The organism is Ovoidimarina sediminis (assembly GCF_032586175.1).
GTDB lineage: Bacteria > Pseudomonadota > Alphaproteobacteria > Rhodobacterales > Rhodobacteraceae > Ovoidimarina > Ovoidimarina sediminis.
In genome coordinates this window covers 81,917-106,302 of sequence record NZ_JAWHTE010000005.1, presented here as the reverse complement: position 1 = coordinate 106,302, position 24,386 = coordinate 81,917, and the positions used below count along the sequence as shown (strand labels likewise).

Genomic DNA, 24,386 nt, shown 5'->3' with positions numbered 1-24,386 from the left:
GCGGGGCAGCGCCCCTCTGCCAGCACGGGCCTAGCGCAGCGCGGCTTCGAGGCGCGGGTAGCGCGATGCGAGTGTGATGCCGCGGGCCGCAAAGGAGATCAGAAGCGCGATCCAGAGACCGTGATTGCCGAAGGTCGGGACGAGGGCCAGCACGGCAACGCCATAGACCAGCACCGACAGGATCATCATGTTGCGCATGTCGCGCGTGCGGGTGGCCCCGACGAAGATGCCGTCGAGCATCCAGGCCGCGCAGCCCAGAATCGGCGCGAGCACCATGTAGGGCAGATAGAGCCGCGCCTCGGCCCGCACGCCCGGCGCCGTGGTCATCAGATCGATGAGGGAAGATCCGAAAAGGGCCACAACCGCCGACAGGACGATCACGGTGCCCGCGCCCCAGAGGCTTGTCATCAGAGCGCTGCGGCGTAGCGCGCCGACGGCACGGGCCCCCGCCGCCTGGCCCACCAGCGCTTCGGCGGCGAAGGCAAAGCCATCCATGGCGTAGGCCGTGACGTGAAGGAATTGCAAAAGCACCTGGTTCGCCGCAAGCGGCACATCACCCAGATCGGAACCGAGAAACAGAAACGACACGAAGATCGCCTCGAGCAGAACCGAGCGAATCAGGATATCGGTGTTCACCGTGGCCATGCGCCTGAGCTGCCCTGCATCGAAAACCCGGCCCCAGTTGCGCCAGTCGGGCCGCTGGAACGGCCCGCGGCACAGCCAGAGACCGAGGCCCAGCGCCGTCCATTCGGCGATGAAGGTGGCGATGGCCACACCCTCCACCCCCCAGTCAAGGCCGAGAACGAACCAGAGATCGAGGACGATGTTGATCCCGTTCATCCAGAGTTGCAGGACGAGAACTTGCGTCGTGCGTTCGCGCGCGATGAGCCAACCCGTGATGCCGAAGATCGCGATGGCCGCGGGCGCAGACCAGACGCGGATCGCCATGTAATCGCGGGCAAGCGCCTCGACCCCGGCGCTTGCGGGGGCAACGAGGAAGGCGCCCGCAAAGATCGGGATCTGGAGGAGGATGAGCACGAGGCCGGCCGCACCCCCGATCATGAGCGCGCGGGTCAGAAGCGCGTCGGCCTCGGCCTGATCGCCCGCGCCGATGGCCTGGGCGGTGAGCCCCACCGTACCCATCCGCAGAAAACCGAAGATCCAGTAGATCGCCGAAAGGATGATGGCACCGATGCCGACCGCGCCGATCGGCACCGCCTCGCCCATCTGGCCCACCACGCCGGTATCGACGATGCCGAGAATAGGCACGGTGGCATTCGACAGGACGATGGGGCCCGCGATCTTAAGGATGCGGCCGTGGGTGAGCGGCCGCAGCGCCGTTTCAGGCATCGGAGGGCGTGTCGCGGGGCGGCATCAGGAAATGCCCCGTCGCCTGGGCGAAGAGACGGCTGCGATTGTCCTGCCAGGCCTCGACATGCACGGAGGCATAGCGGCGGCCGGAGCGGTTCACCCTTGCGCGTGCATAGGCGTCGCGTGGCAAACCCGAGCGCAGGTAATCGACGGTAAAATCGATCGTCTTCGGCAGCCGGGGGAGCGTGTCGGGGCTTAGGCTTTCGGCGTCGATCCGCCCGCTCTCGATGTCGTCCCAGAGCATCGACCAGCTGAGTTCGATGATCGCAGTGGTTTCGAGGAAGGCCGCCGTCACCCCGCCGTGGATGGCGGGCAGCATCGGGTTGCCGATCAGTTTTTCGTCGAAGGGCAGAAGCGCCGTCAGCTCGTCCCCGCGGCGTTCGAAGCGGATGCCGAGATAGGTGATGTAGGGCACGCCTTCGACGAGCGCGCGAAGCGCGCTGTCGCGACGCTGTTTGACGACCTGGACGGGTTCGGGGCGCTGGCGTCTCATGCGCGGGCCCGCTTGGATTCGATGGTGAAGGCGCCGGTGGCCGTGGCAACCGGGTTGTCGCCGTCGTCGTCCATCGCGACCGCGCGCACGAAGGAGACCGAGCGCGTGATGTGATAGCAGGTGGCCTCGGCCCGGATCGTCTGGCCCGGAGTGGCCGCGCGCATGTAATCGATTCGAAGATCGAGGGTGGCCGTCACAGAGGGGCTTTTCGGGTGGCTCATCACCGCCGCTCCGCCGCAGGTATCCATCAGCGCCGAGACCGCGCCGCCATGGATCACCCCCGTCGAGGGATCGCCGACGAAGCGGGCGTCATAGGGCATTTCGATCACCGCCTTCCCGTCGCCCACGTCGACGAGGCGCATTCCCAGCGCGCGGCAATGGGGCAAAGCGGTTATGAACTGGCGCGTGGCCTCGACACGGGGATCGGCCATCGGTTCTGACACCTTTTCCGAATTCGCCGCCGTTATGTCGGCGCCCCCCCGCTCCCGCAAGCGTGAATTGAACCATTCGCCGGATTGCAGTGTTGGGGCGCTGGCGTATAAATGGACATGTGTGGAGGAGCGATGTCCGATGAGCGTCTGACATTCAAGGAAATGTGCGCGAAGTTCGACGTGACGCCGCGAACCCTGCGGTATTACGAGTATATCGAACTTCTGAGCCCGGACCGCGAGGGCCGGTCGCGATTTTACAGCCCGCGGGAGACTGCGCGGATGACGCTGATCCTGCGGGGCCGCAGGTTCGGTTTCAGCCTAGAGGAAATTCGCCAGTGGCTTCTTCTCTATGAAGAGAAGGGATCGAAGGCGCAGTTCGAGGAATTCTTGCGACTGGCCGACCGTCAGCTTGATGTGCTGGCCGAGGAGCGCGCGCGACTCGACCAGACAATCGACGATCTGAATGCCCTTCGAGCCGAAACCCAGGGCCTCGTGGACAAAGCCTGAGATCGCGAAAGATTTTTGCGTCGTGACCCTGCGTCAGGGACAGGATCGCTCTCAATCACGAAATTGACGCGACGTTGTGATTACGTAAACGTAAAGCATTCTTGTAAGGTGGGGTCCGAGAAGCGCATGTCGCCGCAACCGACATTGCGAGGATGAGACCCGTGACCGACGAACCTGTAATGACGATCCGTGAAATGTGCGACGCGTACGACGTGACGCCGCGCACGCTTCGCTTCTACGAATCGAAAGAACTGCTTTTCCCAATCCGCGAAGGCACCAAGCGGCTGTTCACCCGGCGTGACCGCGCGCGGCTCAAGCTGATCCTGCGCGGCAAGCGCTTTGGGTTCAGCCTCGAAGATATCCGCCAGCTCCTGAACCTCTACGATGCCGGCGACCAGCAACTGACCCAGCTGACCGAAACCTACAGGATCGCGCAGGACCGCCTGACCGCGATGGTCAGCCAGCGCGACGAGCTGAACCAGGCCATCGACGAGCTGAAGGAACAGCTGAAGTGGGGCGAAGAGATGATCGCCTCTCTCCAGACCGGCCAGCGCGCCGCCGAATAACCAGTCTTTTCCCAGGAGTCCCCCGATATGACGACCTATACCGCCCCCGTCAAAGACACCCAGTTCATCCTGCAGGAAATGCTGAACGTGCAGGCGATGGATATCCCCGGCTATGACGAGCTTGACGCCGACTTCACCAAGGCCGTTCTGGAAGAGGCGGGCAAGGTGGCCGCGGAGGTGCTGCACCCCTTGAACAAGGTGGGAGATGCGCAGGGATGTTCGCTGGAAAATGGCGTGGTGCGGACGCCCGAGGGATTCAAGGCGGCCTACGAGACGATGTGCGAGGGCGGCTGGACAGCGCTCGACGCCGATCCCGCCTATGGCGGCCAGGGGATGCCGGTTGTGATGAACCTTGCGACGGGCGAATACTTCTCGTCGGCCAACATGGCGTTCCAGATGTATTCGGGCCTGACCCACGGTGCGATGTCAGCGATCCACGCCCATGGCTCGGACGCACAGAAAGAGACCTATCTGCCGAACATGGCCGCGGGCACCTGGACCGGAACGATGAACCTGACCGAGCCGCAATGCGGCACCGATCTGGGCCTGATCCGCACGAAGGCGGAACCGCAGGAGGACGGCACTTACCGCATCACCGGGCAGAAAATCTGGATCTCGGCCGGCGAGCACGACATGTCGGACAACATCATCCACCTCGTCCTCGCCCGCATTCCGGGCGGCCCCGAGGGGATCAAGGGCATCTCGCTTTTCATCGTGCCGAAGTTCCTGGTGAACGAGGACGGCAGCCTTGGCGAACGCAACAGCCTGTCCTGCGGCGGGCTTGAAGAGAAGATGGGAATTCACGGCAACGCCACCTGCGTGATGAACTATGACGGGGCGACCGGCTTTCTGATCGGCGAGATGCACAAGGGTATGCGCGCGATGTTCACGATGATGAACGAAGCGCGTCTCCTGGTCGGGATGCAGGGCTTTGCCCAGGCCTCGGTCGCCTATCAGAACGCGCTTGGCTTCGCGCAGGACCGGCTTCAGGGCCGCGACGTGACCGGCACAAAGAACCCGAACGGCCCGGCCGATCCGATCATCGTGCACCCCGATGTGCGGCGGAACCTGCTGGACCAGAAGAGCTTTGTCGAAGGGGCCCGCGCCTTCGCGCTGTGGGGCGCCACCGTCATCGACCGGGCGCACCGGAACGGGGATGCCGAGGCCGATGGCCTGATCTCGCTGCTGACGCCCGTGCTCAAGGGCTTCCTGACCGACAAGGGCTTCGACACCACGGTTCTGGCGCAGCAGACGCTGGGCGGATCGGGCTTCACCCAGGAATGGGGGCTCGAGCAGTTCGTGCGCGATGCGCGGATCGCGATGATCTATGAAGGCACGAACGGCGTTCAGTCGCTTGACCTCGTGGCGCGGAAGCTGCCGATGAACGGCGGGAAGCCGATCATGGGCTTCTTCGAGCTGGTGAAGGCGCATCTGAAGGCAAACGAGGAGAATGCCGCGCTTAAGGCCGATTTCCTCGAGCCCCTGAAGGCGGCGTCTAAGGATCTTCAGGCCGCCGGTATGTTCTTCATGGCCGAAGGCATGAAAAACCCGAATGCGGCGCTGTCGGGATCCTACGACTTCATGCACCTCTTCGGGCATGTCTGCCTGGGGCTCATGTGGTCGAAAATGGCCATTGCCGCGCAGGCCGCGATTGATGCGGGTGCGTCGGATCGCGAGTTCTACGAGGCGAAACTGGCGACGGGCCGCTATTACATGAAGCGGCAGCTTCCGGCGACCGCGCTGCATCTGGCGCGCATCCAGTCCGGCGCGGAGCCGGTGATGACGCTGGAAGCCGCCAATTTCTGAAGACAACGAGGATCCTGAAGCCAATGCCCAAGCGTTTCCGCCTGACCCGCCGTTTTCCCTGCGCAATGACCGAGGACGGCTATCGCCGACTCCGGCGGTTTGCGCAGGAGGCGGGGCTCGACGAAGGCGAGGCGCTGTCGTTCATCTTCGAGAATTTCGACTCGATCATGGATGACGAGAACCTCGGAGCGCGGCTCAGGATCTTCAACAGCGAGCTGGATGCGCGAAAGCGCTGAGGCCCGTTTCGGGAGGGACACATGACGACAGGCTGGATGACCGACGAGCACAGGATGCTCGCCGATATGACGCGGGAGTTCATCACGAACGAGTGGGCCCCGCATTTCGCGCGCTGGGCCGAGCAGGGCGAGATGGACAAGGAGACCTGGACGCAGGCCGGGGAGCTTGGCCTTTTGCTTCCGTCGGTGCCCGAGGAATACGGCGGCGCGGGCGGCGATTTTGGGCATGAGGCGGCGATCCTGATCGAAGGGGCGCGTGCGAACCTCGCATCCTGGGGCCACGGGATCCATTCGGGGATCGTGGCACATTACATCCTCGCCTATGGCTCGGACGAGCAGAAGGTGCGCTGGCTGCCGAAGATGGCGACGGGCGAGATGGTGGGCGCGCTGGCGATGACCGAGCCCGGCGCGGGATCGGACGTGCAGGCGATCAAGACCCGCGCGGTGAAGGACGGAAATGCCTATCGCCTGTCGGGATCCAAGATCTTCATCACCAACGGGCAGCATGCGGACCTGATCGTGGTGGCCTGCAAGACCGATCCGTCGGCGGGGGCCAAGGGCACCTCGCTTCTGGTGGTGGAAACCGAGGGGGCCGAGGGATTCAAACGCGGCCGGAACCTCAAGAAGATCGGGCTTCACGCCGCTGACACCTCGGAGCTGTTCTTCGACAATGTCGAAGTGCCGCCCGAGAACCTTCTGGGCGCGGCCGAAGGCCAGGGCTTTTACCAGATGATGCAGCAATTGCCCCAGGAGCGGCTGATCATCGCCTGTGGCGCGGTGGGCGCGATGGAGGGCGCGGTGGAACGCACGGTGGCCTATGCCAAGGAACGGGAAGCTTTCGGGGTGCCGATCCTGAAGCACCAGGTCGTGCGGCACACCATTGCCGAGGCCAAGACGAAGACAACCGTGGCGCGCGCCTTCCTCGACCAGTGCATCTCGAAGCACCTCGATGGCGTGCTCAGCGTCGAAGAGGCGGCGATGGCGAAATACTGGATCACCGACACGATGATGGAGGTGCTGGACGCCTGCCTGCAAATGCATGGCGGCTACGGTTTCATGGCCGAATACGACATCGGGCCGATGTGGGCCGACGGGCGCGTACAGCGGATCTATGGCGGCACGAACGAGATCATGAAGGAACTGATCGGGAGATCACTGTGAGCGGAGCGCGCCGATACCGCCCTTCGGGCGGTTGCCTGCGGCGCGAGTATTTGCGCCAAAATGAAGCGGCGGCAGCCTCCCTGCCAGCAGGCAGGGAGACCTTCACTTTGGGCGGTCATCGGCTCTCCAGCCTGTACCGCATCTTCCTCTCTGGCGCGTTAACCTTAATGGGGCGTGAACGGCACCTTCATTTTGGCAGAAATACTCATTTTCCGACGTGCGAGGTCAGATCATGACGATGCAGCTGTATTGCTTCGGCGAATCCGGGAACTGCTACAAGGCCGCGCTGACGCTGGAGCTGTCGGGCGTCGACTGGGCCCCTGTTTACGTCGATTTCTTTGGCGGCGAGGCGCGGAGCGAAGCGTATCTGCGCAAAGTGAATGCCATGGGCGAAGCCCCGGTTCTCAAGGACGGCGACCTGATGCTGACCCAGTCGGGCGCGATCCAGCAATACGTGATCGACAAGACCGGCAGCCCGCTCGGCGGGCGCGCCGAAGACCGCTACGAAATTCTGCGGTGGGTCCTCTGGGACAACCACAAGATGTCCAGTCAGGCGGGCGTGGTGCGCTTCCTGATGAACTTCCTGCCCGAGGAGAAACGCCCGCAGGAGGCGATCCGTTTCCTGCAAGGCCGGCTTATGGCCGCGCTGAAGACGCTCGACACCCACCTTCAGGGCCGCGACTGGATCGTGGGCGATGGGATGACCGCCGCCGATATCTGCGCCTGCGGCTACCTCTTTTATCCCGAACCCTTTGGGTTCGATCGGGCCGACTGGCCCCATATCGACGCTTGGCTCAACCGCATCGAAGCGGTGCCCGGCTGGAAACACCCCTATGACCTGATGCCCGGCCACCCCTCGGACCGGGCGTGACGAAAGGACCTTCGATGACCGACGCCTATATTTTCGACGCCGTGCGCAGCCCTCGCGGCAAGGGCCGCAAGGACGGCAGCCTGCACGAAGTGACCGCATTGCACCTTTCCGCCGAAGTGCTGAACGCGGTGAAGGATCGCAATGGCCTGGACGGCCATGTGGTGGAGGACTTGATCTGGGGCAACGTGACCCAGGTCGGCGAACAGGGCGGGTGCCTTGCGCGCTCCGCCGTGTTGGCCTCGGACCTCGACGAGCGCATTCCGGGCGTGTCGATCAACCGGTTCTGCGCGAGCGGCCTCGAGGCCGTGAACATGGCCGCGAACCAGGTGCGGGGCGGCGCGGGCGGGGCCTATATCGCGGGCGGCGTCGAGATGATGGGCCGGGTGCCCATGGGGTCGGACGGGGCGGCGATCGCCGTCGATCCATCTCTGGCGATGAAGACTTATTTCGTCCCTCAGGGCATCTCGGCGGATATCATCGCGACCGAGTATGGCTTTACCCGGGACGATGCCGACGCCTATGCCGTCGAGAGCCAGGCGCGGGCCGCCGCGGCCTGGGAGGACGGGCGGTTCGGGAAATCGGTGGTCACTGTGCGGGACGTGAACGGCCTGCCGATCCTCGAGCGGGACGAATACATGCGCCCCGGCACGGACATGCAGGCGCTGGGATCGCTTGACCCGGCCTTCAAGCAGATGGGCGAGGTGATGCCCGGCTTCGACAAGGTCGCGATGATGAAATACCCGCATCTGGAGCGGATCGAGCATATTCACCATGCCGGCAACTCGTCGGGCATCGTGGACGGGGCCGCTGCGATCCTGATCGGATCGAAGGAATTCGGCGAAGCCCACGGGCTGAAGGCGCGCGCGCGGATCCGCGCCACAGCGAAGATCGGCACCGATCCCACGATCATGCTGACCGGCCCCGTGCCGGTAACCGAAAAGATCCTGAAGGATGCCGGTATGGCGATCGGCGATATCGACCTCTTCGAGGTGAACGAGGCCTTTGCCTCGGTCGTTCTGCGCTTCATGCAGGCCTTCGATGTCGATCACGGAACCGTGAACGTTAATGGCGGCGCGATCGCTATGGGCCACCCGCTGGGCGCCACGGGGGCGATCATCCTGGGCACGCTCTTGGACGAATTGGAACGATCCGACAAGGAGATAGGTCTTGCCACCCTCTGCGTTGCGAGCGGCATGGGCGCGGCGACGGTGATCGAGCGTGTTTGAGATGACAACGAGCATCAACGCGAGTGGCCGGGCCGTAAGGTACCGTGATGGTTGTGTTTTCTTGACCTCCGCTGCAGAGACCTACTTTTTCGATCAGAATAATAAATCACGTGATCTCGCCCCAAGGGCATTATGGAGTTTGCGGAAAGGAAATGGAGGAGGCGGCGCTCAGCCGATTCTGTCAGGATCTGGCGGATGCTGTGATCGAGGGGCGTCTGGACGATGCCCTTCGGGTCTATTCCTATCCTCTTGCTGTCTACCGTCCTGGGGGAGTGAACGTGGAACGCTCCCGCGAGGATACGCAGCGCGCCCTCACCGGCCGGATGTCGGTTGCGAAAAGCAACGGGACGGTCGCGATCGCCACGAAGCTTCTCAATATCGACCGTTCCAAGCAGGGGCGGATCATCCTCGAGGTGGAGTGGGCCTATCTCGGCCCGGCGTGCAAAGAACTCGACCGGACACATTTGCGGTACTATTGCCGCACGGACGGGTCCGGCGCGCTACGGATCGAAATGGTCGACCTGGAGCGGATGGCCTTCCATGGCGCGCCTGGCCTGTGGCAGTTGCCCGACCGGCCGCACTGACCGCACACACCCGCCGCACACACGACACAGAGACACCGACGCAGGCCCGCCCCCGGGCAAGCGCCCTCACACTTGCGACTGACGGAGCCCGACATGGCTGAATTTCACTACGATATCGACGCGGACGGCGTGGCCGTCATCACCTGGGACGTGCCCGGGAAATCCATGAATGTCATGACGTTCCAGGGTTGGGACGAGCTTGATGCGCTGATTGACCGGGCGCTTGGGGACGAGGCCGTGAAAGGCATCGTCCTGACCTCGGGCAAGGACAGCTTCGCGGGTGGGATGGACCTGAACGTCATCGCCCGGATGAAGGAAATGGCGGGCGACGACCCGGCGCGCGGCCTGTTCGAAGGAATCATGCGTGTCCATGGCATCATGCGGAAGATCGAACGCGCGGGCACGGACCCGAAGACGCTGAAGGGCGGCAAGCCCGTGGCCGCCGCCCTGACCGGCACAGCGCTGGGGATCGGCTATGAGATCCCGCTTTGCTGTCACCGGATCTTCGCCGCCGACAACCCGAGGGCGCGGATCGGTCTGCCGGAAATCCTGGTGGGTATCTTCCCCGGCGCGGGCGGCACGACGCGGCTGGTGCGCAAGATGGGCGCCATGGCCGCGAGCCCGCATCTTCTGGAAGGCAAGACCTATACGCCGGACCGCGCGAAATCGGCCGGGCTGATCGACGAGGTGGTGCCGGCAGGCGAGCTTCTGGCCCGCGCGAAGGCCTGGGTATTGGGGGCCGGAGACGCCGATATCGTGAAGCCGTGGGATCAGAAGGGTTACAAGATGCCGGGCGGCGCGCCCTATCACCCTGCGGGCTTCATGACCTATGTCGGCGCCTCGGCGATGGTGCACGGCAAGACAATGGGCGTCTATCCGGCGGCCAAGGCGCTTTTGTCAGCAGCCTATGAGGGCGCGCTCGTGCCCTTCGACACGGCGCTGAAGATCGAGGCACGGTGGTTCACCAACGTGCTGATGAACCCCTCTTCGGGGGCGATGATCCGCTCGCTCTTCCAGAACAAGCAGGCGCTCGAGAAGGGCGCAAACCGGCCCACGGTCGACGACCAGTCGGTAAAGAAGCTGGGTGTTCTTGGTGCGGGCATGATGGGCGGCGGGATCGCCTATGTCGCGGCTCAGGCCGGGATCGAGGTGGTGCTTGTCGACCAGTCGCAGGAAGCCGCGGATCGCGGCAAGGGCTATTCCGAGGGCATTCTCGACAAGGGGATCTCGCGCAAACGGGTGACGCCGGAGAAGAAAGAGGCGGTTCTTTCGAAGATTACCGCGACCTCGGATTACGCTGCGCTGGTCGGCGCCGACCTGATCGTGGAAGCGGTGTTCGAGGATCCGGGCATCAAGGCCGAGGTGACGCAGAAGGTGGAAGCGATCGTGGGCGAGGATTGCATCTTCGCCACCAACACCTCGACCCTGCCGATCACGGAGCTTGCGAAGGCGAGCGCGCGGCCGGAGCAGTTCATCGGCATCCACTTCTTCTCACCCGTCGACAAGATGATGCTGGTGGAAATCATCCGCGGCACCGAAACCGGCGACCGGGCGGTGGCCAAGGCGCTCGATTTCGTGCGCCAGATCCGGAAGACGCCGATCGTGGTGAACGACGCGCGGTTCTTCTACGCCAACCGGTGCATCATCCCCTACATCAACGAGGGCATCCGGATGGTGGCCGAGGGGGTGACGCCACCGCTGGTAGAGAACGCCGCGAAGCTTGTGGGAATGCCGCTGGGCCCCTTGCAGCTTGTGGACGAAACCTCGATCGACCTTGGCGTGAAGATCGCGAAGGCGACGAGGGCGGCGATGGGCGATGCCTACCCAGACGGAGCGGTCGACGAGGTGCTGTTCTGGATGGCCGACGAGGGGCGTCTGGGCCGGAAGAGCAAGGCGGGCTTCTATGCCTATGACGAGGCTGGCAAGCGGCAAGGCCTGTGGGCCGGTCTTGGCGAGCGCTACGACGAGGCCGAGACGCAGCCCGAACTCAGCGAAGTGCAGCACCGGCTTCTTTTCACACAGGTGCTGGAAGCCGTACGGGCGCTGGAGGAAAACGTTCTGATGGACATCCGCGAGGGTGACGTGGGCGCGATCCTCGGCTGGGGCTTTGCGCCCTGGTCAGGCGGCCCGTTCTCGTGGCTCGACATGATCGGGGCGGCACGCGCGGTGGAGATCTGCGAGGATCTGACCGCCCGTCACGGCCCCCGGTTCACGCCCCCTGCCCTTCTGAAGGACATGGCGGCGCGGGGCGAGACCTTTTACGGCCGTTTCGCGCCCCGCGCCGAAGCCGCCTGAGGCGACCCGCCGCCGCCGCCCTCTCAAACGGCGGCGGCCACACGCCTGGGGCGCTGCCGCGTGGACGCGCGGTGGCCCTCCAGGAACCGGCAGGACATCAGAAGATCGGCTGCCGGAGCGTCGAGGACGGGGAAGGCCTGCGACTGCACCGCCGCCCGGCCATCGGCCGGGCAGTGCAGGCAGAGGCCCGTATTGGCATAGACGACTTCCTCGTCTTCGAACCTCAGCGAAACCACCTCTATTCCGTCGACGGGCATGGCGAGACCGATCTCTCCATGCCCCGCGATGTCGGCCCCGCGCACGAGGACGCGATGCTGGCCGGTGACGCTTTCGACGGCGGCGCCGGCAAGGAGAATGCCCTGATCCGGCAGGACGTAGAGCGCCTCGCAATTGCCCAGAGCGCCGCCGGGGATGAGCGTGAGCCCTTCCGGATAGACCTTGGGCAGATCGGCGCCGTATCGCGCGCGGATCACCGATTTCAGCGTTCTGAGCCCGCCGTCAAATGTGTGGATCTGCGTGCCGGGGATCACATCCTCGACCCGCTGCCACCCGATTTCCGTTTCAATTCTGGTTCCCCCGACAAGACCGGAAGCCACACGACGGCCCCCGTGGCGTACATCCTGTAAGCCGTTCATACCATTTGCTCCTAAACACGCGAGGCTCCCGATTGCCGCACGGTGGGCAGGAAACACGGCCATTTCGCCCCGATCCGGGCGGAAATGTGGCAAGATGCGGGCGGCGTTGCGGCGGGGCCCCCAGTTTTCTGTGATCTGGATCACTGTTGCCGGGGTGGTGACAATGGCTGGCGGTGCGCCGCGCGGTTAGGGATCGGGGAAGCGGTAGCCGAAGCGGGCGATGTCGGCAGCGCAGAGATCGGCAACGCGGGCGGCTAGGGCCGGAGTATAGGCGGCGGCGAGCCCTTCGCGTGCGCTTGCGTTCACATGGGGGAGCGGGCGAAGGGGGAAGCCCAGATACGCCTCGACCGCCGGAAGATCGGCGTCGGGATGTTCGAGGCGGATGAAGTGGGGGGCAGGCGCGCCCGCGGCCGTCACGTAGCTTTCGGCGGTGCCGTGGCGGAGGCTTGCGGCAATCTCCGGATCATTCAGGAAGCCGTCGAAGCTTTCGCGCTTCGCAGTAGCCACGGCAGGGTGATCGAAACTCTGGAGGCGAAGCCAGCGGTAATAGCTGAGGCAGCGCGCCCAGGGGTTGCGGACCAGGGTGCAGACCATGACACCGCTCAGGTCTTCCGGCCCGAGAAGGCCGCAGAGATCGGCGAGTGTCATGTGCTTGCGGAGAGCGCCCTGCGGAAAGACCCCCTTCTGGCGCTTGCGGCGGCGCGCGGCCTTGGGGGTGTCGCCCACGAGAATATCGTCTTTCATCGCGCGAGCCTCGTAGGCGAGCGCCAAGGAAGTGCCGCCCGTTTTCGGGATATGGATGAAGATGAAGCGGCGGCCGCGGGAGAAGATCACCGGTCCCGGCCCCGAAGCGCGATAACGACGCCCGAGACCGCGATGAGACAGAGCCCGGCGAGCGACAGCGCATCGAGGGTTTCGCCGCGCAGGACCCAGGCCCAGACCGAGACGAAGCCCAGAAGCGAATATTCAAACACAGCGACGAAGGAGGCATCGGCCAGCTGGTAGCCCCGGGTCAGGAGGCCGACGCCGAGAATCGAGCCCACGGCCTGAACCGCCGTCCAGAACAGCGCGGTCTCACTTGGAGGGCCCCAACCGCGCAGAATGAAGCCGGCGGCCCCCGGGGGTGCGTCGGGCTGAAGGATCGCAAGGACGAGAAGCCCCAGGATCGACCAGATCGCCATGGCCGTGAAGAAGCCGGTGAGGAGTGCCGGCACGCTTTCGCGCGCGCAGCCCTCGCGGGTGACGATGGCCCCCAGCGCGTAGAGAAGCCCCGCGACAAGCGGGACAGCGGAAACCGGCGTAAAGGAGCCTGCTTCGGGCTTCAGGACCAAGAGGACGCCCAAGAAGCCCACGATGCCCGCGAGGGCGCGGACAGGGCCGACGCGTTGACCGAGAAACAGCGCCGAAATGACCATGACCCAGAGCGGCGCGGTGAAGAGCCCCGCCACCACCTTGGCGATCGGCAGGAAGGCGAGCGTTCCGAAATAGAGCACCATGGTGGCGGATACGAGAAAGCTGCGCAACGCCACGGGGCGCGGCGCGGTGGCCCTGAGCGTGCCGAAGCCGAGCGCCGCGGCGGCGGCCAGAAGCGGCAGGGCAATGGCCGCGCGCATCAGGTGGAACTGCCAGAGCCCGGTTTCGCCGGCGATCACCACAACGTAATTGTCGATGAAGCCGATCACGCCCATGGCCGCGATCACGAAGAGCGCGGCGGCGATGGGACGGGTCTCGGACATGGGGCGCGCGCTCCGGCGGGATATGGCTCGGGGGACCAAAGCATTCCGGACGCGCCCGCGCAATGGACGGCCTTGCAAGCCCGGGCTATTCTTTCGCTCCGGGCAGAGGGGCGGACGAGCGGAACGACATTGGGGCCATGACCGCGCTCAAGGAATATCAGCGGCTGGAGGCGCAGGGGCTTTACACCCCGGCCGAGGGTGCGCAGCGCCGCGACGTGGTGTTATCGCTGGGCCACGCAACGCTGACGATCACCGATCACCGGGACGTGGCGCTGGCGCATTGGTCGCTGGCCGCCGTCGAGCGGCTGAACCCCGGGCGGCGGCCCGCCGTCTATGCGCCAGAGATGGAGGGCGGCGAGCAGATCGAGACCTCGGACGATACGATGATCCGCGCGATCGAGAAGATCCGCGCAGCGGTGGACCGGGGACGGCCCCATCCCGGGCGGTTGAGGCACCGGCTGGTGATCGCGGTGGCGGTGCTGATCGCGGTGCTGGCGGTGGTCTGGCTGCCGGGCGCATTTCTGCGCAAGACCGCCTCGCTGGTTCCGGACCCAGCGCGGATCGCACTGGGCGACGATATTCTGGAGGCGATCGTGGGGGTAACGGGGCCGGCATGTGACGTGCCCGAGGGGCTGCAGGCGCTGGGCAAGCTGACCCAGCGGCTGGGCGCGGCTGGCCCTCAGCGGGTGATCGTGCTGCCCGGGGGCGTGCGCGACGCGGTGCACCTGCCCGGGGGCAAGGTGCTGATCGGCCGGGGCGTTGTGGAAGATCACGAGAGCCCTTCAGTCGTGGCGGGCTATGTGCTGGCGGAAGTAGAGCGGGCTTCGGCGGAAGACCCGCTTCTGGGCGTTCTGCGCCATGCCGGGCTGATGGCGACGGCGCGGCTCGCGACAACGGGGACGCTGCCCGACGGCGCCCTTGAAGGTTATGGCGCAGGGCTTCTGACACGGGAGCCTGCACCGCTCGACCCCGGGCGGACGGCGGCGCGCTTCGCGGCCGCCGGGGTATCGCTTTCGCCCTATGCCTATGCGATCGACATCACCGGGGAAGAGACCTTGTCCCTGATCGAGGCAGATCCGGGCGGCGGCGTGCCACTTCTGTCGGACGGGGACTGGGTGGCTTTGCAGGGGATCTGCGGCGGATGAGACGGGGGCGCTGCCCCCGCCTCCCTCCGGTCGGCCCCCCGGAGTATTTCTCGCCAAAATGAAGAGGGCGGTTATTTCGTGCCGTACATCCGGTCGCCCGCGTCGCCGAGGCCCGGGACGATGTAGCCCTTTTCATTAAGCCTCTTGTCCAGGGCGGCGGTGACAATCGGCACATCCGGGTGCGCCTCTTTCATGTGCTGCACACCTTCTGGGGCGGCGAGGAGGCAGAGGAACCGGATGTCGGTGGCGCCCGATTCCTTCAGAAGGCTGACGGCGGCGGCCGAGGAGTTTCCGGTTGCAAGCATCGGATCGACCGCGATCACCACGCGCTCGTCGAGCCGCTCGGGCACCTTGTAGTAGTATTGCACCGGTTGCAGCGTTTCCTCGTCACGGTAGAGCCCGACGAAGCCCACGCGCGCCGAAGGGATGAGATCGAGCATCCCGTCGAGGAGCCCGTTGCCCGCGCGCAGGATCGAGACGAGGGCGAGCTTGCGACCTGCGAGCGTCGGCGCCTCCATCGTTTCGAGCGGCGTTTCCACCTGTTTCGTCGTCATCGGCAGGTTGCGCGTCACCTCGTAGGCGAGAAGGTGGCTGATTTCGCGCAGGAGCTGGCGGAAGACGGCCGTGGGCGTGGCCTGATCGCGCATCAGCGTTAACTTGTGCTGCACGAGGGGGTGATTGACGATCGTGAGGTGGTCTGCAGTCATGAAGGTTCCAGTGTCTTAGCGATGCGGGTTTTGGTCTCGGGCGTGCAGAAGGCCGCGTCGAGGGTGATCCTGTTGAGCTCTTTGAAGGCCTCCTCGTCCCAGCCGAAGTTACGATTCAGCATCTCGTATTCCCGGGACATGGTGGTATGGAAGAAGGGCGGATCGTCGGTGGAGACGGTGACCGGCACACCGCTTTCGCGGAGCCGGTCGATCGGGTGGGCCTGCCAAGACGGGTAGACGCCGAGGGTGACGTTGGAGCCGGGGCAGACCTCGAGCACGATGCCGTCTTCGGCGAGACGGTCGACGAGGGCCGGGTCTTCGATGGCACGGACGCCGTGACCGACGCGTTCAGGCCGGAGCGCATCGAGCGAGGCGCGCACGTGTTCGGCGCCACGCCATTCGCCGGCATGAGTGGTGAGCCGGAGCCCGGCTTCGCGGGCGCAATCGAAGGCCCAGGCGAAATCGGCCGGTTCACCGGCCCTTTCGTCGCCCGCCATGCCGAACCCCACGAGCCAGTCGCCCGCCGTTTCCGCCGCGGCGACGGCGGTTTCCTTCGCCTTGTCGGGGCCGAAATGGCGGATGCAGGTGACGATGCCGCGAAGCGTGATGCCATCATCGCGTTCGGCGGCCTCAGCCGCCTCGCGGATCGCGGCGAGATACTCCGCCCAGGCCGCCGGATCGCGCCCGCCGCAGAAATCGGGGGAGAGGAAGGTTTCGGAATAAACGACGCCATGGGCCGCGCTTTCGGCGAGGACTGCGCGGGTAAGGCGGGCGTAATCCTCGGGCGTTGTGAGCACGCTGGTGGCTGCCTCGTAGACTTTCAGGAAATGCCAGAAATCAGTGTAGCTGTACGCGCCGCCTTCCGCGAAGATGCCCGAGAGATCGACGTGTTTTTCCGCCGCAAGGTCCCGGATGAAGGCCGGCGGGGCCGCGCCTTCAAGGTGAAGGTGGAGTTCGAGCTTAGGGAGGGCGGAAAGGCTCACAGCACGCTCCTCCCTGCGCCGCGTTCGGAAAGGCCGAGATGGGCGGCGACGGTAGCGGCGACATCGGTGAAGCCGATGAGGCCCGCCTCGCGCGCACCGACGCCCCGGGCCACCACCGGCACGCGTTCGCGCGTGTGATCGGTGCCAATCCAGGTGGGATCATTGCCGTGGTCGGCGGTGAAAAGCATCAGATCACCAGGGCGCATTGCGCCGAAAAGGCGTGGCAGGCACGTGTCGAACCATTCGAGGGCGCGGGCATAGCCCGAGACGTCGCGGCGGTGGCCGTAGACGGAATCGAACTCGACGAAATTTGCGAAGGTGAGGCTGCCGTCGGCGGCGGCGCCGACCGCGCGGGCGAGATCATCCATCAGATCGGCGTCGGCCCCTTTCTGAACATCGGTGATGCCCCGCATGGAGAAGATATCGCCGATCTTGCCGATGGCGTGCACGGCGCGGCCCTCGCCCAGGGCCCAGTCGCAGAGCGTGGGCGACGGCGGTGCGATGGCGAAATCCTTGCGGTGGGGGGTGCGCCGGAAATCGCCCGGTTCGCCGACGAAGGGCCGGGCGATGACGCGGCCGACCTTCATCGCGTGCAGCGTGGGGGCAAGATCGCGGCAGAGAGCGAGGAGACGGTCGAGCCCGAACACCTCTTCATGGGCGGCAATCTGGAACACGCTGTCGACCGAGGTGTAGCAGATCGGCCAGCCCGTCGTCATGTGCTGGGCGCCCTCTTCTTCGATGATGAGCGTGCCGGAGGCGTGGCGGTTGCCGAGGATGCCGTCGGTGCCCGCGAGGCGGCAGACCTCGGCGGTGATATCGGGCGGGAAGGCCGGTTCCGTCTTGGGAAAATAATACCAGTCCCAGGGTACGGGGACGCCCGCCAGTTCCCAGTGGCCCGAGGGAGTGTCCTTGCCGTTCGAGGTTTCGGTGGCCGCGCCCCAAAGCCCTTCCGGCGCTGCGTCAAGGCCCGGCGTGGCGTCGCCCGAGGCGAGGCGGATTGCGGCACCGAGGCCCAAGGCATCGAGATGGGGCAGGCGGAGGGGGCCAGAGCGGCCTTCTTCGGCCTCGCCCCGGGCGGAGGCCTGGGCAATGTGGGCAAGCGTGTTCGCACCGGTGTCGGGGGTGCCCGCATTGAAGAACCGGTCGGCGTCCGGCGCGCCGCCGCAGCCCACGGAATCCATCACGACGAGAAAGGCGCGGGCCATCAGGCGATCCTCCGGCGAACAAGAGCGGGCGGGGCGGCGGCATCGCCGATCTCGTAGGCCGCGAGGACGGTGGCGGCCGCGGCGTGGGCGGCCTCCGCATCGGCGGCATGGATCGTGGCGAGCGGCGCGCCCGCCTCGAGCCGCTGGCCGAGGGCCGCGGTGCCCGAAAGGCCGACGGCGGGATCAATCCGGTCGCCGCCCCTCAGACGCCCGCCACCCAGATGCACCACGGCCTCGCCCAGCGCACGACCGTCGATCCGGCTGACGGCGCCAGCCTCAGGCGCGGGCACGTCGCAAATGACCGGCGCCGAGGGCAGCGCTTGGCCCCAAGTTTCGAGGAAGTCAGCAGGCCCGCCGAGGGCCGCGACCATGCGCCCGAAGATCTCTGCCGCACGGCCGTCGGAAAGCGTGGCACGCATCTGGCTTTCGCATTCCGGCAGGGTGCCGAAACCCGCAAGCGCCAGAAGCTCTGATCCGAGGCGGATCGTGAGATCGGTGAGGCGGGCGTGGGTAGCGGCGCCGGTAAAGACCTCCATCACCACCGCGACTTCGAGCGCATTGCCCAAGGCCGGGGCAAGGGGCTGATCCATATCGGTAATGAGCGCCGCCGTCCGGCAGCCCGCGCCGTTCGCCGTATCGACGAGGCTTTCGGCCAGCGCTTCTGCCTCTGCCATCGTTTCCATGAAGGCGCCGGTGCCCACCTTCACATCGAGGATCAGGCAATCGAGCCCGGCGGCGAGTTTCTTCGACAGAATCGACGCAGTGATGAGATCGATGCTTTCGACCGTCGAGGTGACATCGCGGATCGCGTAGAGGCGGCGATCGGCCGGGGCCATGTCGGCCGAGGCCGCGACGATGGCACAGCCGATATCGGCAACGAGGGCTCGGAAGCGATCTTCCGGTACTTCGGTCGAGAGGCCGGGAATCGCCTCGAGCTTGTCGAGCGTTCCGCCGGTATGGCCAAGGCCGCGGCCCGAAATCATCGGGTTGCAAACGCCAGACGCCGCGAGCATTGGCGCAAGGAGGAGGGAGACGCAATCGCCCAAGCCTCCTGTCGAATGCTTGTCGACCACGGGGCCGGGCAGATCCCATCCAAGCCGGTGACCGCTGTCGCGCATGGCGGTGGTGAGGGCGACGCGGCCCTCCTGCCCGAGCCCCTTGAGGCAGACGGCCATGGCGAAGGCCCCGGCCTGGGCATCAGTGACGGTGCCGTCGGCGAGGCCCCGGGCGAACCAGGCCAGATCCTCCGCCGGAAGGGCCTCGCCCTCCCGCAGGCTGCGGATGATCCGGCGGGCGTCCATCAGGGGGCGTCCATGTGGCTTTTGTCGAAGGCGCCCGGCAGCAGTTCGGCCACCGTATAGCTCAGCGTGACGCCGTCCATATTGGCCAGCGTGACGGGCACAGCGCCGCCTGCGAATTCGGCGATCTTTTGGCGGCATCCGCCGCAGGGCGAAACGGGATCGGGGCTGTCGGCAATGACGGCGACCTCGGCGATCTCACGCTCCCCGGCGGCGACCATGGCGGCGATGGCGCCCGCTTCGGCGCAGGTGCCTTCGGGATAGGCCACGTTTTCGACATTGCAGCCGGTGAACACCTTGCCGCTTGCCGTTCGGATCGCGGCACCGACCTTGAAGTTCGAGTAGGGGGCGTGCGCGTTCTCGCGCACGGCCCGGGCGGCGTCGATGAGTGACATGGGCCTCGTCTCCTTACCTCCCTGTCTTCTCCCGTGGAGGGGGCAAAGGCAAGGGCGGGCCAGAGCAATTCCGGCTCTAGTCGCCGACGCCGAGCCGTTCGGAAAGGGCGGCCCAGGTTTCGCGCATCTCGGCGGTCCAGCCAATCCGGTGGGTTCGGTAGAGCGCGGCCTGGCTTTTCAGGATCGTGCCGTCCTCGAGCGGTCGGAGGTGGTTGGCGCGCAAGGTCTCACCTGTCGAAGTGATATCGGCGATGGCCTCGGCGGTGAGGTTGCGCACCGTGCCTTCGGTGGCGCCCTGGCTGTCGATCAGGAGATAGTCTGCCACCCCATTCGCGGTCAGGAATTCGCGTACCAGCCGATGATACTTGGTGGCGATGCGCAGGCGCTGGCCGTGGGCGGCGCGGAAGGCGGCGGCGGCGGCGTCGAGATCGTGGAGCGTGCCCACATCCGTCCAGAAATCCGGTACGGCGAGAACGAGATCGGCCTGGCCGAAGCCGAGCGGCGCGACCTCGCGCACGCGGGCCTGCCAGTCGCCCAGCTTTTCGCGCACCATATCCATGCCCGTGACGCCAAGCTCGATGCGGCCAGCGGCGAGTTCGCGGGGGATTTCTCCGGCGGAGAGGAGGACGAGTTCGAGCCCGTCGATCCCCGCTTCCGCCACGTATTCCCGGCCCGCGCCTTCCATGGCGATGCCGCGAGCGCGGAACCAGTCGAATGTTTTCTCCATGAGCCGCCCCTTGGACGGAATTCCGAGGCGGAGGGTCATTGCGCGCCCTCCAGTTCGACGAGAAGGCCGGGGCGGATGACACCCCCCACCGCAGGGCTGGCATCGCCTCCACCGAGTGCACGGGTCAGCGCATCGTAGCGCCCGCCCGTCGCCGCCGCCGGAAGATCGGGGCGGCCCGGGTGAGTAAAGCCGAAGACGAAGCCATCGTAGTATTCCATCGAGGTGCGGCCGAAGCTGGCCTCGAAGGGCAGGCCCGGTGCGTCGATCCCGTCGGTCGCAAGAGCGGCAAGCCGGGCCTCGACCCTATCCACCGCCGCGCCAAGGGCCGGGAGGTCGACGGCGATATCGCGAAGCCGGGGCACCACATCCGCCGCCCGGCCCGAAAGCTCCAGAAGCGCGTCGAGCGCATCGGCCTCGGCGGCGGGAAGGGGCGGTTCGCGGCGTTCCTCTTCCAGCGCGTTCAGGCGCGCCAGAACATCAGCGCGGGTTCTGAGCCCGATTTCGGGGCTGTCGGCATTGCCGTAGGAGACCGGGCCCGGGGCTGGGACGCGGAAGCGTTCCACCAGATCGCGGAACCGGCGGGGGCGCCAGAGGTGCCGGAGCAGCGCGGCCTTGCGCCGGTCGTTCGTCGAAAGCCCCTGAACCGCGCTGCGGAGGAGCCCGATATCGCCCATCACCGGCAGAAGCCCGCGCGGGGCGAGATGGGCGTGGAAGAGAGCGAAAACCTCTGCCTCTGCCTCCGCCGGATCGCCCCCGAAGCGTTCGAACCCCACCTGCATGTATTCGGCGGGCCGGTCGGAGCCTTCGGCCTGCATGCGGAACACCTCGCCCGCGTAGGCGTAGCGCGCAGCCCCGTTCCCGCCCGCAAGGTGGCGCTGAACCACCGGTACCGTGAAATCGGGGCGGAGCATCGCCTCCCCCCGCAAGGGATCGGAGGTGACGAAGGCACGGGCGCGGATGTCTTCGCCGTAAAGATCGAGAAGCGTTTCGGCAGGCAGGAGGATATCGGCATCGACGCGCGTGGCGCCCGCCGCCTCGAACGCCGCCAGGATATCGGCGGCGAGTGCCTTGACCTCCAGCTTCTCTGTCATCAGCCGCGCCCGTGGGCGTTCAGGATCTCGCGGACCTTGGCGACAAGATCGCCGCGCGGCACTTCGTACTGCGAGGGGCGCGACTGCCATTCCTCGAGATCGGCGTTCTTGGCGATCTCGGCGCCGAGGATCAGGTCTTTCACCTGGACGATACCGTTGGCCTTTTCGTCGGCGCCTTCGATCACCGCCGCCGGGCTGCCGCGCCGGTCGGCGTATTTGAGCTGGTTGCCGAAGTTCTTGGGGTTCCCGAGGTAAACCTCGGCCCGGATGCCCGCGGCGCGCAGTTCGGCCGCCATCGCCTGATACTCGGCCATCCGGTCGCGATCCATCACGGTGACAACAACGGGGCCTTCCGGCTCCCCCCCGATCCGTCCCTTGGCGCGGAGCGCGGCGAGGAGGCGGTCAACCCCGATGGAGATGCCGGTGGCAGGCACGGCCTGGCCGGTGAAGCGCTTGACAAGATCGTCGTAGCGGCCCCCGCCGGCGACCGAGCCGAACTGGCGCGGGCGGCCCTTCTCGTCGGTGATCTCGAAGGTGAGTTCGGCTTCGAAGACGGGGCCGGTATAGTAGCCTAGGCCGCGGACAACGGAGGGGTCGATATCGACCTGATCGGTTCCGTAACCCTGCGCGGCAAGGTTTGCGCCGATTGCCTCAAGTTCGTCCACCCCTTCTCCACCAATCACCGAAGAGGCGACGAGCCCGCGCAGCGCGTTAATCGTCGTTGCGGCGTCGGCGCCCTTGGCTTCCATGAACCCCATGACGACATCGGCCTGCGTCTCCGACAGCCCCGCGCCTTCGGTGAAATCCCCGCTCTCATCCTTCCGGCCAGCGCCGAGAAGGTCGCGCACGCCTATGCGGCCGAGCCGGTCGAGTTTGTCGATGGCACGAAGAACGATGCCACGCTCCCGGCCATGGGCGTCCGGATCGGACGGATCGAGAAGGCCCGCAACCTCCATCACGCCGTTCAGAACCTTGCGGTTATTCACCCGCACGATGTAATCGCCGCGCGGAATGCCCAGCGCCTCAAGCGTATCCGACAGCATCGCGCAGATCTCTGCGTCCGCCGCCACGCTCGCCGTCCCCACCGTATCCGCATCACACTGATAAAACTGCCGAAACCGCCCAGGCCCCGGCTTTTCGTTCCGCCAGACCGGCCCCATCGCATAGCGCCGGTAGGGCGTCGGCAGATCGTTCCGGTGCTGGGCGTAGACCCGCGCGAGCGGCGCCGTCAGGTCATAGCGCAAGGCCAGCCAGTCGCCGTCGCCATCCTCCTGCCAGGCGAAGACCCCTTCGTTCGGGCGGTCGACATCGGGCAGGAACTTGCCCAGCGCCTCCACCGTCTCCACCGCCGAGCTTTCCAGCGGCTCGAAGCCGTACAGGCGGTAGATCCGTGCGATCTCCGCCAGCATCTCCTGCCGTTCGGTGACTTCGGCGCCGAAATAGTCGCGAAACCCTTTCGGGGTTTCGGCCTTGGGGCGCGGGGTTTTCTTGGCCTTGGCCATGGGTCATGTTCCGCCAGTGTCACAGTCGCGCGCGGGTCTAGCCCGCAGGCGGCAGAGGGGCAAGGCGGGAAGATCTTTTCGAGCCGCGCGGCTTCCTGTAACTCGCGGGGTATGAAACCCGATCTCGTACGTCTGGAAGAACGGCTGGCTCATCTGGAGCGTGCGGTCGACGACCTGTCGGAGGTCGTGGCCATGCAGGATCGGGAGATCCGACGCCTGACCGCGCTTGCCCGCCAGCTTGCGGCGCGGGAGGCGGAACGCGAAGCGGGCGGCGAGGGCGCCGTCTTTCGCGACGAGCGGCCGCCCCATTGGTAGGCCTCGGGCGGCGCGAGGTTCTGGCTATCGCCGCCACGCTTCTGGCGGCCTGGGCGGGGGGCTGGGTGGCGAAGCGGATGGGCCTGCCGCTGCCGTTTCTGCTGGGTGCGCTTCTGGTGACCGGGACAGCGGCGATCCTGGGGCTGCGCGTCTTCGGTGCGCCGCTGGCGTTGCCGCAAACGGTGCGAATGTATTTCGTGCCGGTGATCGGGGTGGCGATCGGCGCGGCGTTTACCCCCGATGTGCTGCGCGAGGCGGCGCGCTGGTGGCCGACGCTGCTGGGGCTCGCCGTCTTCGTGCCGCTTGCCCATGCCATAAGCTTCTGGATCGCCCGCTGCGCGGCGGGGGTCGACCGGGTCACCGCGTTCTACGGCACGATGCCCGGGGGCTTCATCGAGGCGATCACGCTGGGCGAAGAAGCGGGGGCGGATATCGCCCTTCTCTCGGTGATGCAGTTCATGCGGCTCATTTACTCGATCGTGCTGATCCCCTTGGCCTTCGCTATCGCCACAGGCGCAGCGGTGGGAAGTGCGGCAGGCGCGGTGTTGGGGCACGGCACGCTGACGGCGCTCGACTGGGGGATCCTGATTCTGGCGGGGGCGGTAGGGGCGCTCGCGGGCCAGCGGATCAACCTGCCCGCGGCGATCGTGACGGGGCCGATCATCGCCTCCGGCCTCGTGCATCTTTTCGGCTGGGTGACGGCGGGGCCACCCGTCTGGCTTATCGACCTCACGCAGATGGTGATCGGCGCCTCGCTGGGGGCGCGGTTCGCAGGGCGCGGGGCGGGCGTGCTTCTGAGCGGGCTCAGGATCGCGGCGATGACGGTGGCGGCAACGCTTCTCCTCGGCGCGGGCTTTGCCGCCAGCTTGCACGGTATCGTCGGCGAGAGCTGGCAGGCGGTGCTTCTGGCCTTCGCCCCGGGCGGGCTGGTGGAGATGTCGCTTGTGGCGCTGTCGCTTGAGATCAGCGTGATCTATGTCACCGCGCACCACGTGCTGAGGATCCTCGTCGCGGTCTTCACGGCCCGGTTCCTCGCCGCGCGGATCCTTAAAGGCGGCGCACAGGGCTGATCCCTTTCATTTTGGCAGAAGTACTCCGGG

At 66.2% G+C, this 24,386-nt stretch carries 26 protein-coding genes; 12 read left to right on the top strand and 14 right to left on the bottom strand.

The window, feature by feature from the left end; genetic code table 11:
* Nucleotides 1-30: 30 nt before the first annotated feature.
* Genes RXV90_RS08050 through RXV90_RS08040 form a run of 3 tightly spaced genes read right to left on the bottom strand, consistent with a single transcriptional unit; the run spans nt 31 to nt 2,295 of the window.
* Nucleotides 31-1,350 (bottom strand): MATE family efflux transporter, encoded by a 1,320-nt coding sequence (locus tag RXV90_RS08050; RefSeq protein ID WP_316648022.1) that lies wholly within the window; start codon nt 1,348-1,350, stop codon nt 31-33.
* Nucleotides 1,343-1,864, bottom strand: coding sequence for a PaaI family thioesterase (locus tag RXV90_RS08045; RefSeq protein ID WP_316648021.1), 522 nt, complete (start codon nt 1,862-1,864; stop codon nt 1,343-1,345). The genes RXV90_RS08050 and RXV90_RS08045 overlap by 8 nt, the downstream gene beginning before the upstream one ends.
* A complete protein-coding gene (locus RXV90_RS08040) occupies nt 1,861-2,295 on the bottom strand; it encodes a PaaI family thioesterase (RefSeq protein ID WP_316648020.1) in 435 nt (144 codons plus the stop codon). Before RXV90_RS08040 ends, RXV90_RS08045 begins: the two co-directional genes overlap by 4 nt.
* 132 nt (nt 2,296-2,427) lie before the next feature.
* Between RXV90_RS08040 and RXV90_RS08035 the strand changes: the two genes are divergently transcribed.
* From RXV90_RS08035 to RXV90_RS07995, 9 genes are all read left to right on the top strand, one after another.
* Entirely contained in the window at nt 2,428-2,802 is a 375-nt protein-coding gene (locus RXV90_RS08035; RefSeq protein WP_316648019.1) for a MerR family transcriptional regulator, read from the top strand.
* A gap of 179 nt (nt 2,803-2,981) precedes the next feature.
* Nucleotides 2,982-3,368 carry a MerR family transcriptional regulator gene (locus RXV90_RS08030; protein ID WP_316648220.1) on the top strand — a complete coding sequence of 129 codons (387 nt, stop codon included), beginning with the start codon at nt 2,982-2,984 and terminating at the stop codon, nt 3,366-3,368.
* 27 nt (nt 3,369-3,395) lie between these two features.
* Nucleotides 3,396-5,174: an acyl-CoA dehydrogenase C-terminal domain-containing protein gene (locus RXV90_RS08025; protein WP_316648017.1), complete on the top strand. Its 1,779-nt coding sequence runs from the start codon at nt 3,396-3,398 to the stop codon at nt 5,172-5,174.
* A 23-nt stretch (nt 5,175-5,197) separates the two neighbouring features.
* Complete coding sequence (locus RXV90_RS08020; protein WP_316648016.1) at nt 5,198-5,410, top strand: hypothetical protein; 213 nt, start codon at nt 5,198-5,200, stop codon at nt 5,408-5,410.
* A 21-nt stretch (nt 5,411-5,431) separates the two neighbouring features.
* Entirely contained in the window at nt 5,432-6,571 is a 1,140-nt protein-coding gene (locus RXV90_RS08015; RefSeq protein WP_316648015.1) for an acyl-CoA dehydrogenase family protein, read from the top strand.
* Nucleotides 6,572-6,803: 232 nt separating this feature from the next.
* Nucleotides 6,804-7,442, top strand: a complete 639-nt coding sequence (locus tag RXV90_RS08010; RefSeq protein WP_316648014.1) for a glutathione S-transferase family protein — start codon at nt 6,804-6,806, stop codon at nt 7,440-7,442.
* 14 nt (nt 7,443-7,456) lie between these two features.
* Complete coding sequence (locus tag RXV90_RS08005; protein ID WP_316648013.1) at nt 7,457-8,668, top strand: acetyl-CoA C-acetyltransferase; 1,212 nt, start codon at nt 7,457-7,459, stop codon at nt 8,666-8,668.
* A gap of 152 nt (nt 8,669-8,820) precedes the next feature.
* Nucleotides 8,821-9,252 carry a hypothetical protein gene (locus RXV90_RS08000; RefSeq protein ID WP_316648012.1) on the top strand — a complete coding sequence of 144 codons (432 nt, stop codon included), beginning with the start codon at nt 8,821-8,823 and terminating at the stop codon, nt 9,250-9,252.
* Nucleotides 9,253-9,345: 93 nt separating this feature from the next.
* Nucleotides 9,346-11,547: a 3-hydroxyacyl-CoA dehydrogenase NAD-binding domain-containing protein gene (locus tag RXV90_RS07995; RefSeq protein WP_316648011.1), complete on the top strand. Its 2,202-nt coding sequence runs from the start codon at nt 9,346-9,348 to the stop codon at nt 11,545-11,547.
* A 23-nt stretch (nt 11,548-11,570) separates the two neighbouring features.
* Here RXV90_RS07995 and RXV90_RS07990 read toward each other — a convergent pair whose 3' ends face one another.
* The 3 genes from RXV90_RS07990 to RXV90_RS07980 form a co-directional block, all read right to left on the bottom strand.
* Nucleotides 11,571-12,182 (bottom strand): Hint domain-containing protein, encoded by a 612-nt coding sequence (locus RXV90_RS07990; RefSeq protein ID WP_316648010.1) that lies wholly within the window; start codon nt 12,180-12,182, stop codon nt 11,571-11,573.
* A gap of 186 nt (nt 12,183-12,368) precedes the next feature.
* The gene (locus tag RXV90_RS07985) at nt 12,369-13,016 is read right to left on the bottom strand and encodes a Type II secretory pathway, pullulanase PulA (protein WP_316648009.1); all 648 of its coding nucleotides are present in this window, start codon (nt 13,014-13,016) and stop codon (nt 12,369-12,371) included.
* Nucleotides 13,013-13,918, bottom strand: coding sequence for a DMT family transporter (locus tag RXV90_RS07980; protein ID WP_316648008.1), 906 nt, complete (start codon nt 13,916-13,918; stop codon nt 13,013-13,015). Before RXV90_RS07980 ends, RXV90_RS07985 begins: the two co-directional genes overlap by 4 nt.
* A gap of 137 nt (nt 13,919-14,055) precedes the next feature.
* Between RXV90_RS07980 and RXV90_RS07975 the strand changes: the two genes are divergently transcribed.
* Nucleotides 14,056-15,063: a hypothetical protein gene (locus tag RXV90_RS07975; RefSeq protein ID WP_316648007.1), complete on the top strand. Its 1,008-nt coding sequence runs from the start codon at nt 14,056-14,058 to the stop codon at nt 15,061-15,063.
* A gap of 71 nt (nt 15,064-15,134) precedes the next feature.
* Here the strand turns inward: RXV90_RS07975 and upp are convergent, their stop codons facing one another.
* The 8 genes from upp to hisS all read right to left on the bottom strand — a co-directional run bounded on the left by upp (nt 15,135) and on the right by hisS (nt 22,971).
* Entirely contained in the window at nt 15,135-15,770 is a 636-nt protein-coding gene (gene upp, locus RXV90_RS07970) for a uracil phosphoribosyltransferase (RefSeq protein ID WP_316648006.1), read from the bottom strand.
* Nucleotides 15,767-16,753 (bottom strand): adenosine deaminase, encoded by a 987-nt coding sequence (locus RXV90_RS07965; protein ID WP_316648005.1) that lies wholly within the window; start codon nt 16,751-16,753, stop codon nt 15,767-15,769. The genes upp and RXV90_RS07965 overlap by 4 nt, the downstream gene beginning before the upstream one ends.
* Nucleotides 16,750-17,958: a phosphopentomutase gene (locus RXV90_RS07960; protein ID WP_316648004.1), complete on the bottom strand. Its 1,209-nt coding sequence runs from the start codon at nt 17,956-17,958 to the stop codon at nt 16,750-16,752. Before RXV90_RS07960 ends, RXV90_RS07965 begins: the two co-directional genes overlap by 4 nt.
* The gene (locus RXV90_RS07955; protein ID WP_316648003.1) at nt 17,958-19,259 is read right to left on the bottom strand and encodes a thymidine phosphorylase; all 1,302 of its coding nucleotides are present in this window, start codon (nt 19,257-19,259) and stop codon (nt 17,958-17,960) included. The genes RXV90_RS07960 and RXV90_RS07955 overlap by 1 nt, the downstream gene beginning before the upstream one ends.
* The gene (gene cdd / locus RXV90_RS07950; RefSeq protein ID WP_316648002.1) at nt 19,259-19,651 is read right to left on the bottom strand and encodes a cytidine deaminase; all 393 of its coding nucleotides are present in this window, start codon (nt 19,649-19,651) and stop codon (nt 19,259-19,261) included. Before cdd ends, RXV90_RS07955 begins: the two co-directional genes overlap by 1 nt.
* Nucleotides 19,652-19,727: 76 nt before the next feature.
* A complete protein-coding gene (gene hisG, locus RXV90_RS07945; protein WP_316648001.1) occupies nt 19,728-20,417 on the bottom strand; it encodes an ATP phosphoribosyltransferase in 690 nt (229 codons plus the stop codon).
* Nucleotides 20,414-21,469 carry an ATP phosphoribosyltransferase regulatory subunit gene (locus RXV90_RS07940; protein ID WP_316648000.1) on the bottom strand — a complete coding sequence of 352 codons (1,056 nt, stop codon included), beginning with the start codon at nt 21,467-21,469 and terminating at the stop codon, nt 20,414-20,416. Before RXV90_RS07940 ends, hisG begins: the two co-directional genes overlap by 4 nt.
* On the bottom strand, nt 21,469-22,971 hold the full coding sequence (hisS, locus tag RXV90_RS07935; protein ID WP_316647999.1) for a histidine--tRNA ligase: 1,503 nt from the start codon (nt 22,969-22,971) through the stop codon (nt 21,469-21,471). Before hisS ends, RXV90_RS07940 begins: the two co-directional genes overlap by 1 nt.
* 111 nt (nt 22,972-23,082) lie before the next feature.
* On the opposite strand from hisS, the gene RXV90_RS07930 reads away from it, so the two are divergent.
* Nucleotides 23,083-23,286 carry a SlyX family protein gene (locus tag RXV90_RS07930; RefSeq protein WP_316647998.1) on the top strand — a complete coding sequence of 68 codons (204 nt, stop codon included), beginning with the start codon at nt 23,083-23,085 and terminating at the stop codon, nt 23,284-23,286.
* Entirely contained in the window at nt 23,280-24,356 is a 1,077-nt protein-coding gene (locus tag RXV90_RS07925; RefSeq protein WP_316647997.1) for an AbrB family transcriptional regulator, read from the top strand. Before RXV90_RS07930 ends, RXV90_RS07925 begins: the two co-directional genes overlap by 7 nt.
* Nucleotides 24,357-24,386 lie beyond the last annotated feature (30 nt).

Excerpts from the sequence above, each read along its gene's own strand:
- RXV90_RS07960 (WP_316648004.1), bottom strand. The coding sequence starts at position 17,958 with ATGGCCCGCGCCTTTCTCGTCGTGATGGATTCCGTGGGCTGCGGCGGC.
- RXV90_RS07930 (WP_316647998.1), top strand. The coding sequence starts at position 23,083 with ATGAAACCCGATCTCGTACGTCTGGAAGAACGGCTGGCTCATCTGGAG.
- RXV90_RS07980 (WP_316648008.1), bottom strand. The coding sequence starts at position 13,918 with ATGTCCGAGACCCGTCCCATCGCCGCCGCGCTCTTCGTGATCGCGGCC.
- cdd (WP_316648002.1), bottom strand. The coding sequence starts at position 19,651 with ATGTCACTCATCGACGCCGCCCGGGCCGTGCGCGAGAACGCGCACGCC.
- RXV90_RS08000 (WP_316648012.1), top strand. The coding sequence starts at position 8,821 with ATGGAGGAGGCGGCGCTCAGCCGATTCTGTCAGGATCTGGCGGATGCT.
- RXV90_RS08025 (WP_316648017.1), top strand. The coding sequence starts at position 3,396 with ATGACGACCTATACCGCCCCCGTCAAAGACACCCAGTTCATCCTGCAG.
- hisS (WP_316647999.1), bottom strand. The coding sequence starts at position 22,971 with ATGGCCAAGGCCAAGAAAACCCCGCGCCCCAAGGCCGAAACCCCGAAA.
- RXV90_RS08005 (WP_316648013.1), top strand. The coding sequence starts at position 7,457 with ATGACCGACGCCTATATTTTCGACGCCGTGCGCAGCCCTCGCGGCAAG.
- RXV90_RS08020 (WP_316648016.1), top strand. The coding sequence starts at position 5,198 with ATGCCCAAGCGTTTCCGCCTGACCCGCCGTTTTCCCTGCGCAATGACC.
- RXV90_RS07995 (WP_316648011.1), top strand. The coding sequence starts at position 9,346 with ATGGCTGAATTTCACTACGATATCGACGCGGACGGCGTGGCCGTCATC.
- RXV90_RS07955 (WP_316648003.1), bottom strand. The coding sequence starts at position 19,259 with ATGGACGCCCGCCGGATCATCCGCAGCCTGCGGGAGGGCGAGGCCCTT.
- RXV90_RS07975 (WP_316648007.1), top strand. The coding sequence starts at position 14,056 with ATGACCGCGCTCAAGGAATATCAGCGGCTGGAGGCGCAGGGGCTTTAC.
- RXV90_RS08045 (WP_316648021.1), bottom strand. The coding sequence starts at position 1,864 with ATGAGACGCCAGCGCCCCGAACCCGTCCAGGTCGTCAAACAGCGTCGC.
- RXV90_RS07940 (WP_316648000.1), bottom strand. The coding sequence starts at position 21,469 with ATGACAGAGAAGCTGGAGGTCAAGGCACTCGCCGCCGATATCCTGGCG.
- RXV90_RS08030 (WP_316648220.1), top strand. The coding sequence starts at position 2,982 with ATGACGATCCGTGAAATGTGCGACGCGTACGACGTGACGCCGCGCACG.
- RXV90_RS07990 (WP_316648010.1), bottom strand. The coding sequence starts at position 12,182 with ATGAACGGCTTACAGGATGTACGCCACGGGGGCCGTCGTGTGGCTTCC.
- RXV90_RS08015 (WP_316648015.1), top strand. The coding sequence starts at position 5,432 with ATGACGACAGGCTGGATGACCGACGAGCACAGGATGCTCGCCGATATG.
- RXV90_RS08050 (WP_316648022.1), bottom strand. The coding sequence starts at position 1,350 with ATGCCTGAAACGGCGCTGCGGCCGCTCACCCACGGCCGCATCCTTAAG.
- hisG (WP_316648001.1), bottom strand. The coding sequence starts at position 20,417 with ATGACCCTCCGCCTCGGAATTCCGTCCAAGGGGCGGCTCATGGAGAAA.
- RXV90_RS08035 (WP_316648019.1), top strand. The coding sequence starts at position 2,428 with ATGTCCGATGAGCGTCTGACATTCAAGGAAATGTGCGCGAAGTTCGAC.
- RXV90_RS08040 (WP_316648020.1), bottom strand. The coding sequence starts at position 2,295 with ATGGCCGATCCCCGTGTCGAGGCCACGCGCCAGTTCATAACCGCTTTG.
- RXV90_RS08010 (WP_316648014.1), top strand. The coding sequence starts at position 6,804 with ATGACGATGCAGCTGTATTGCTTCGGCGAATCCGGGAACTGCTACAAG.
- upp (WP_316648006.1), bottom strand. The coding sequence starts at position 15,770 with ATGACTGCAGACCACCTCACGATCGTCAATCACCCCCTCGTGCAGCAC.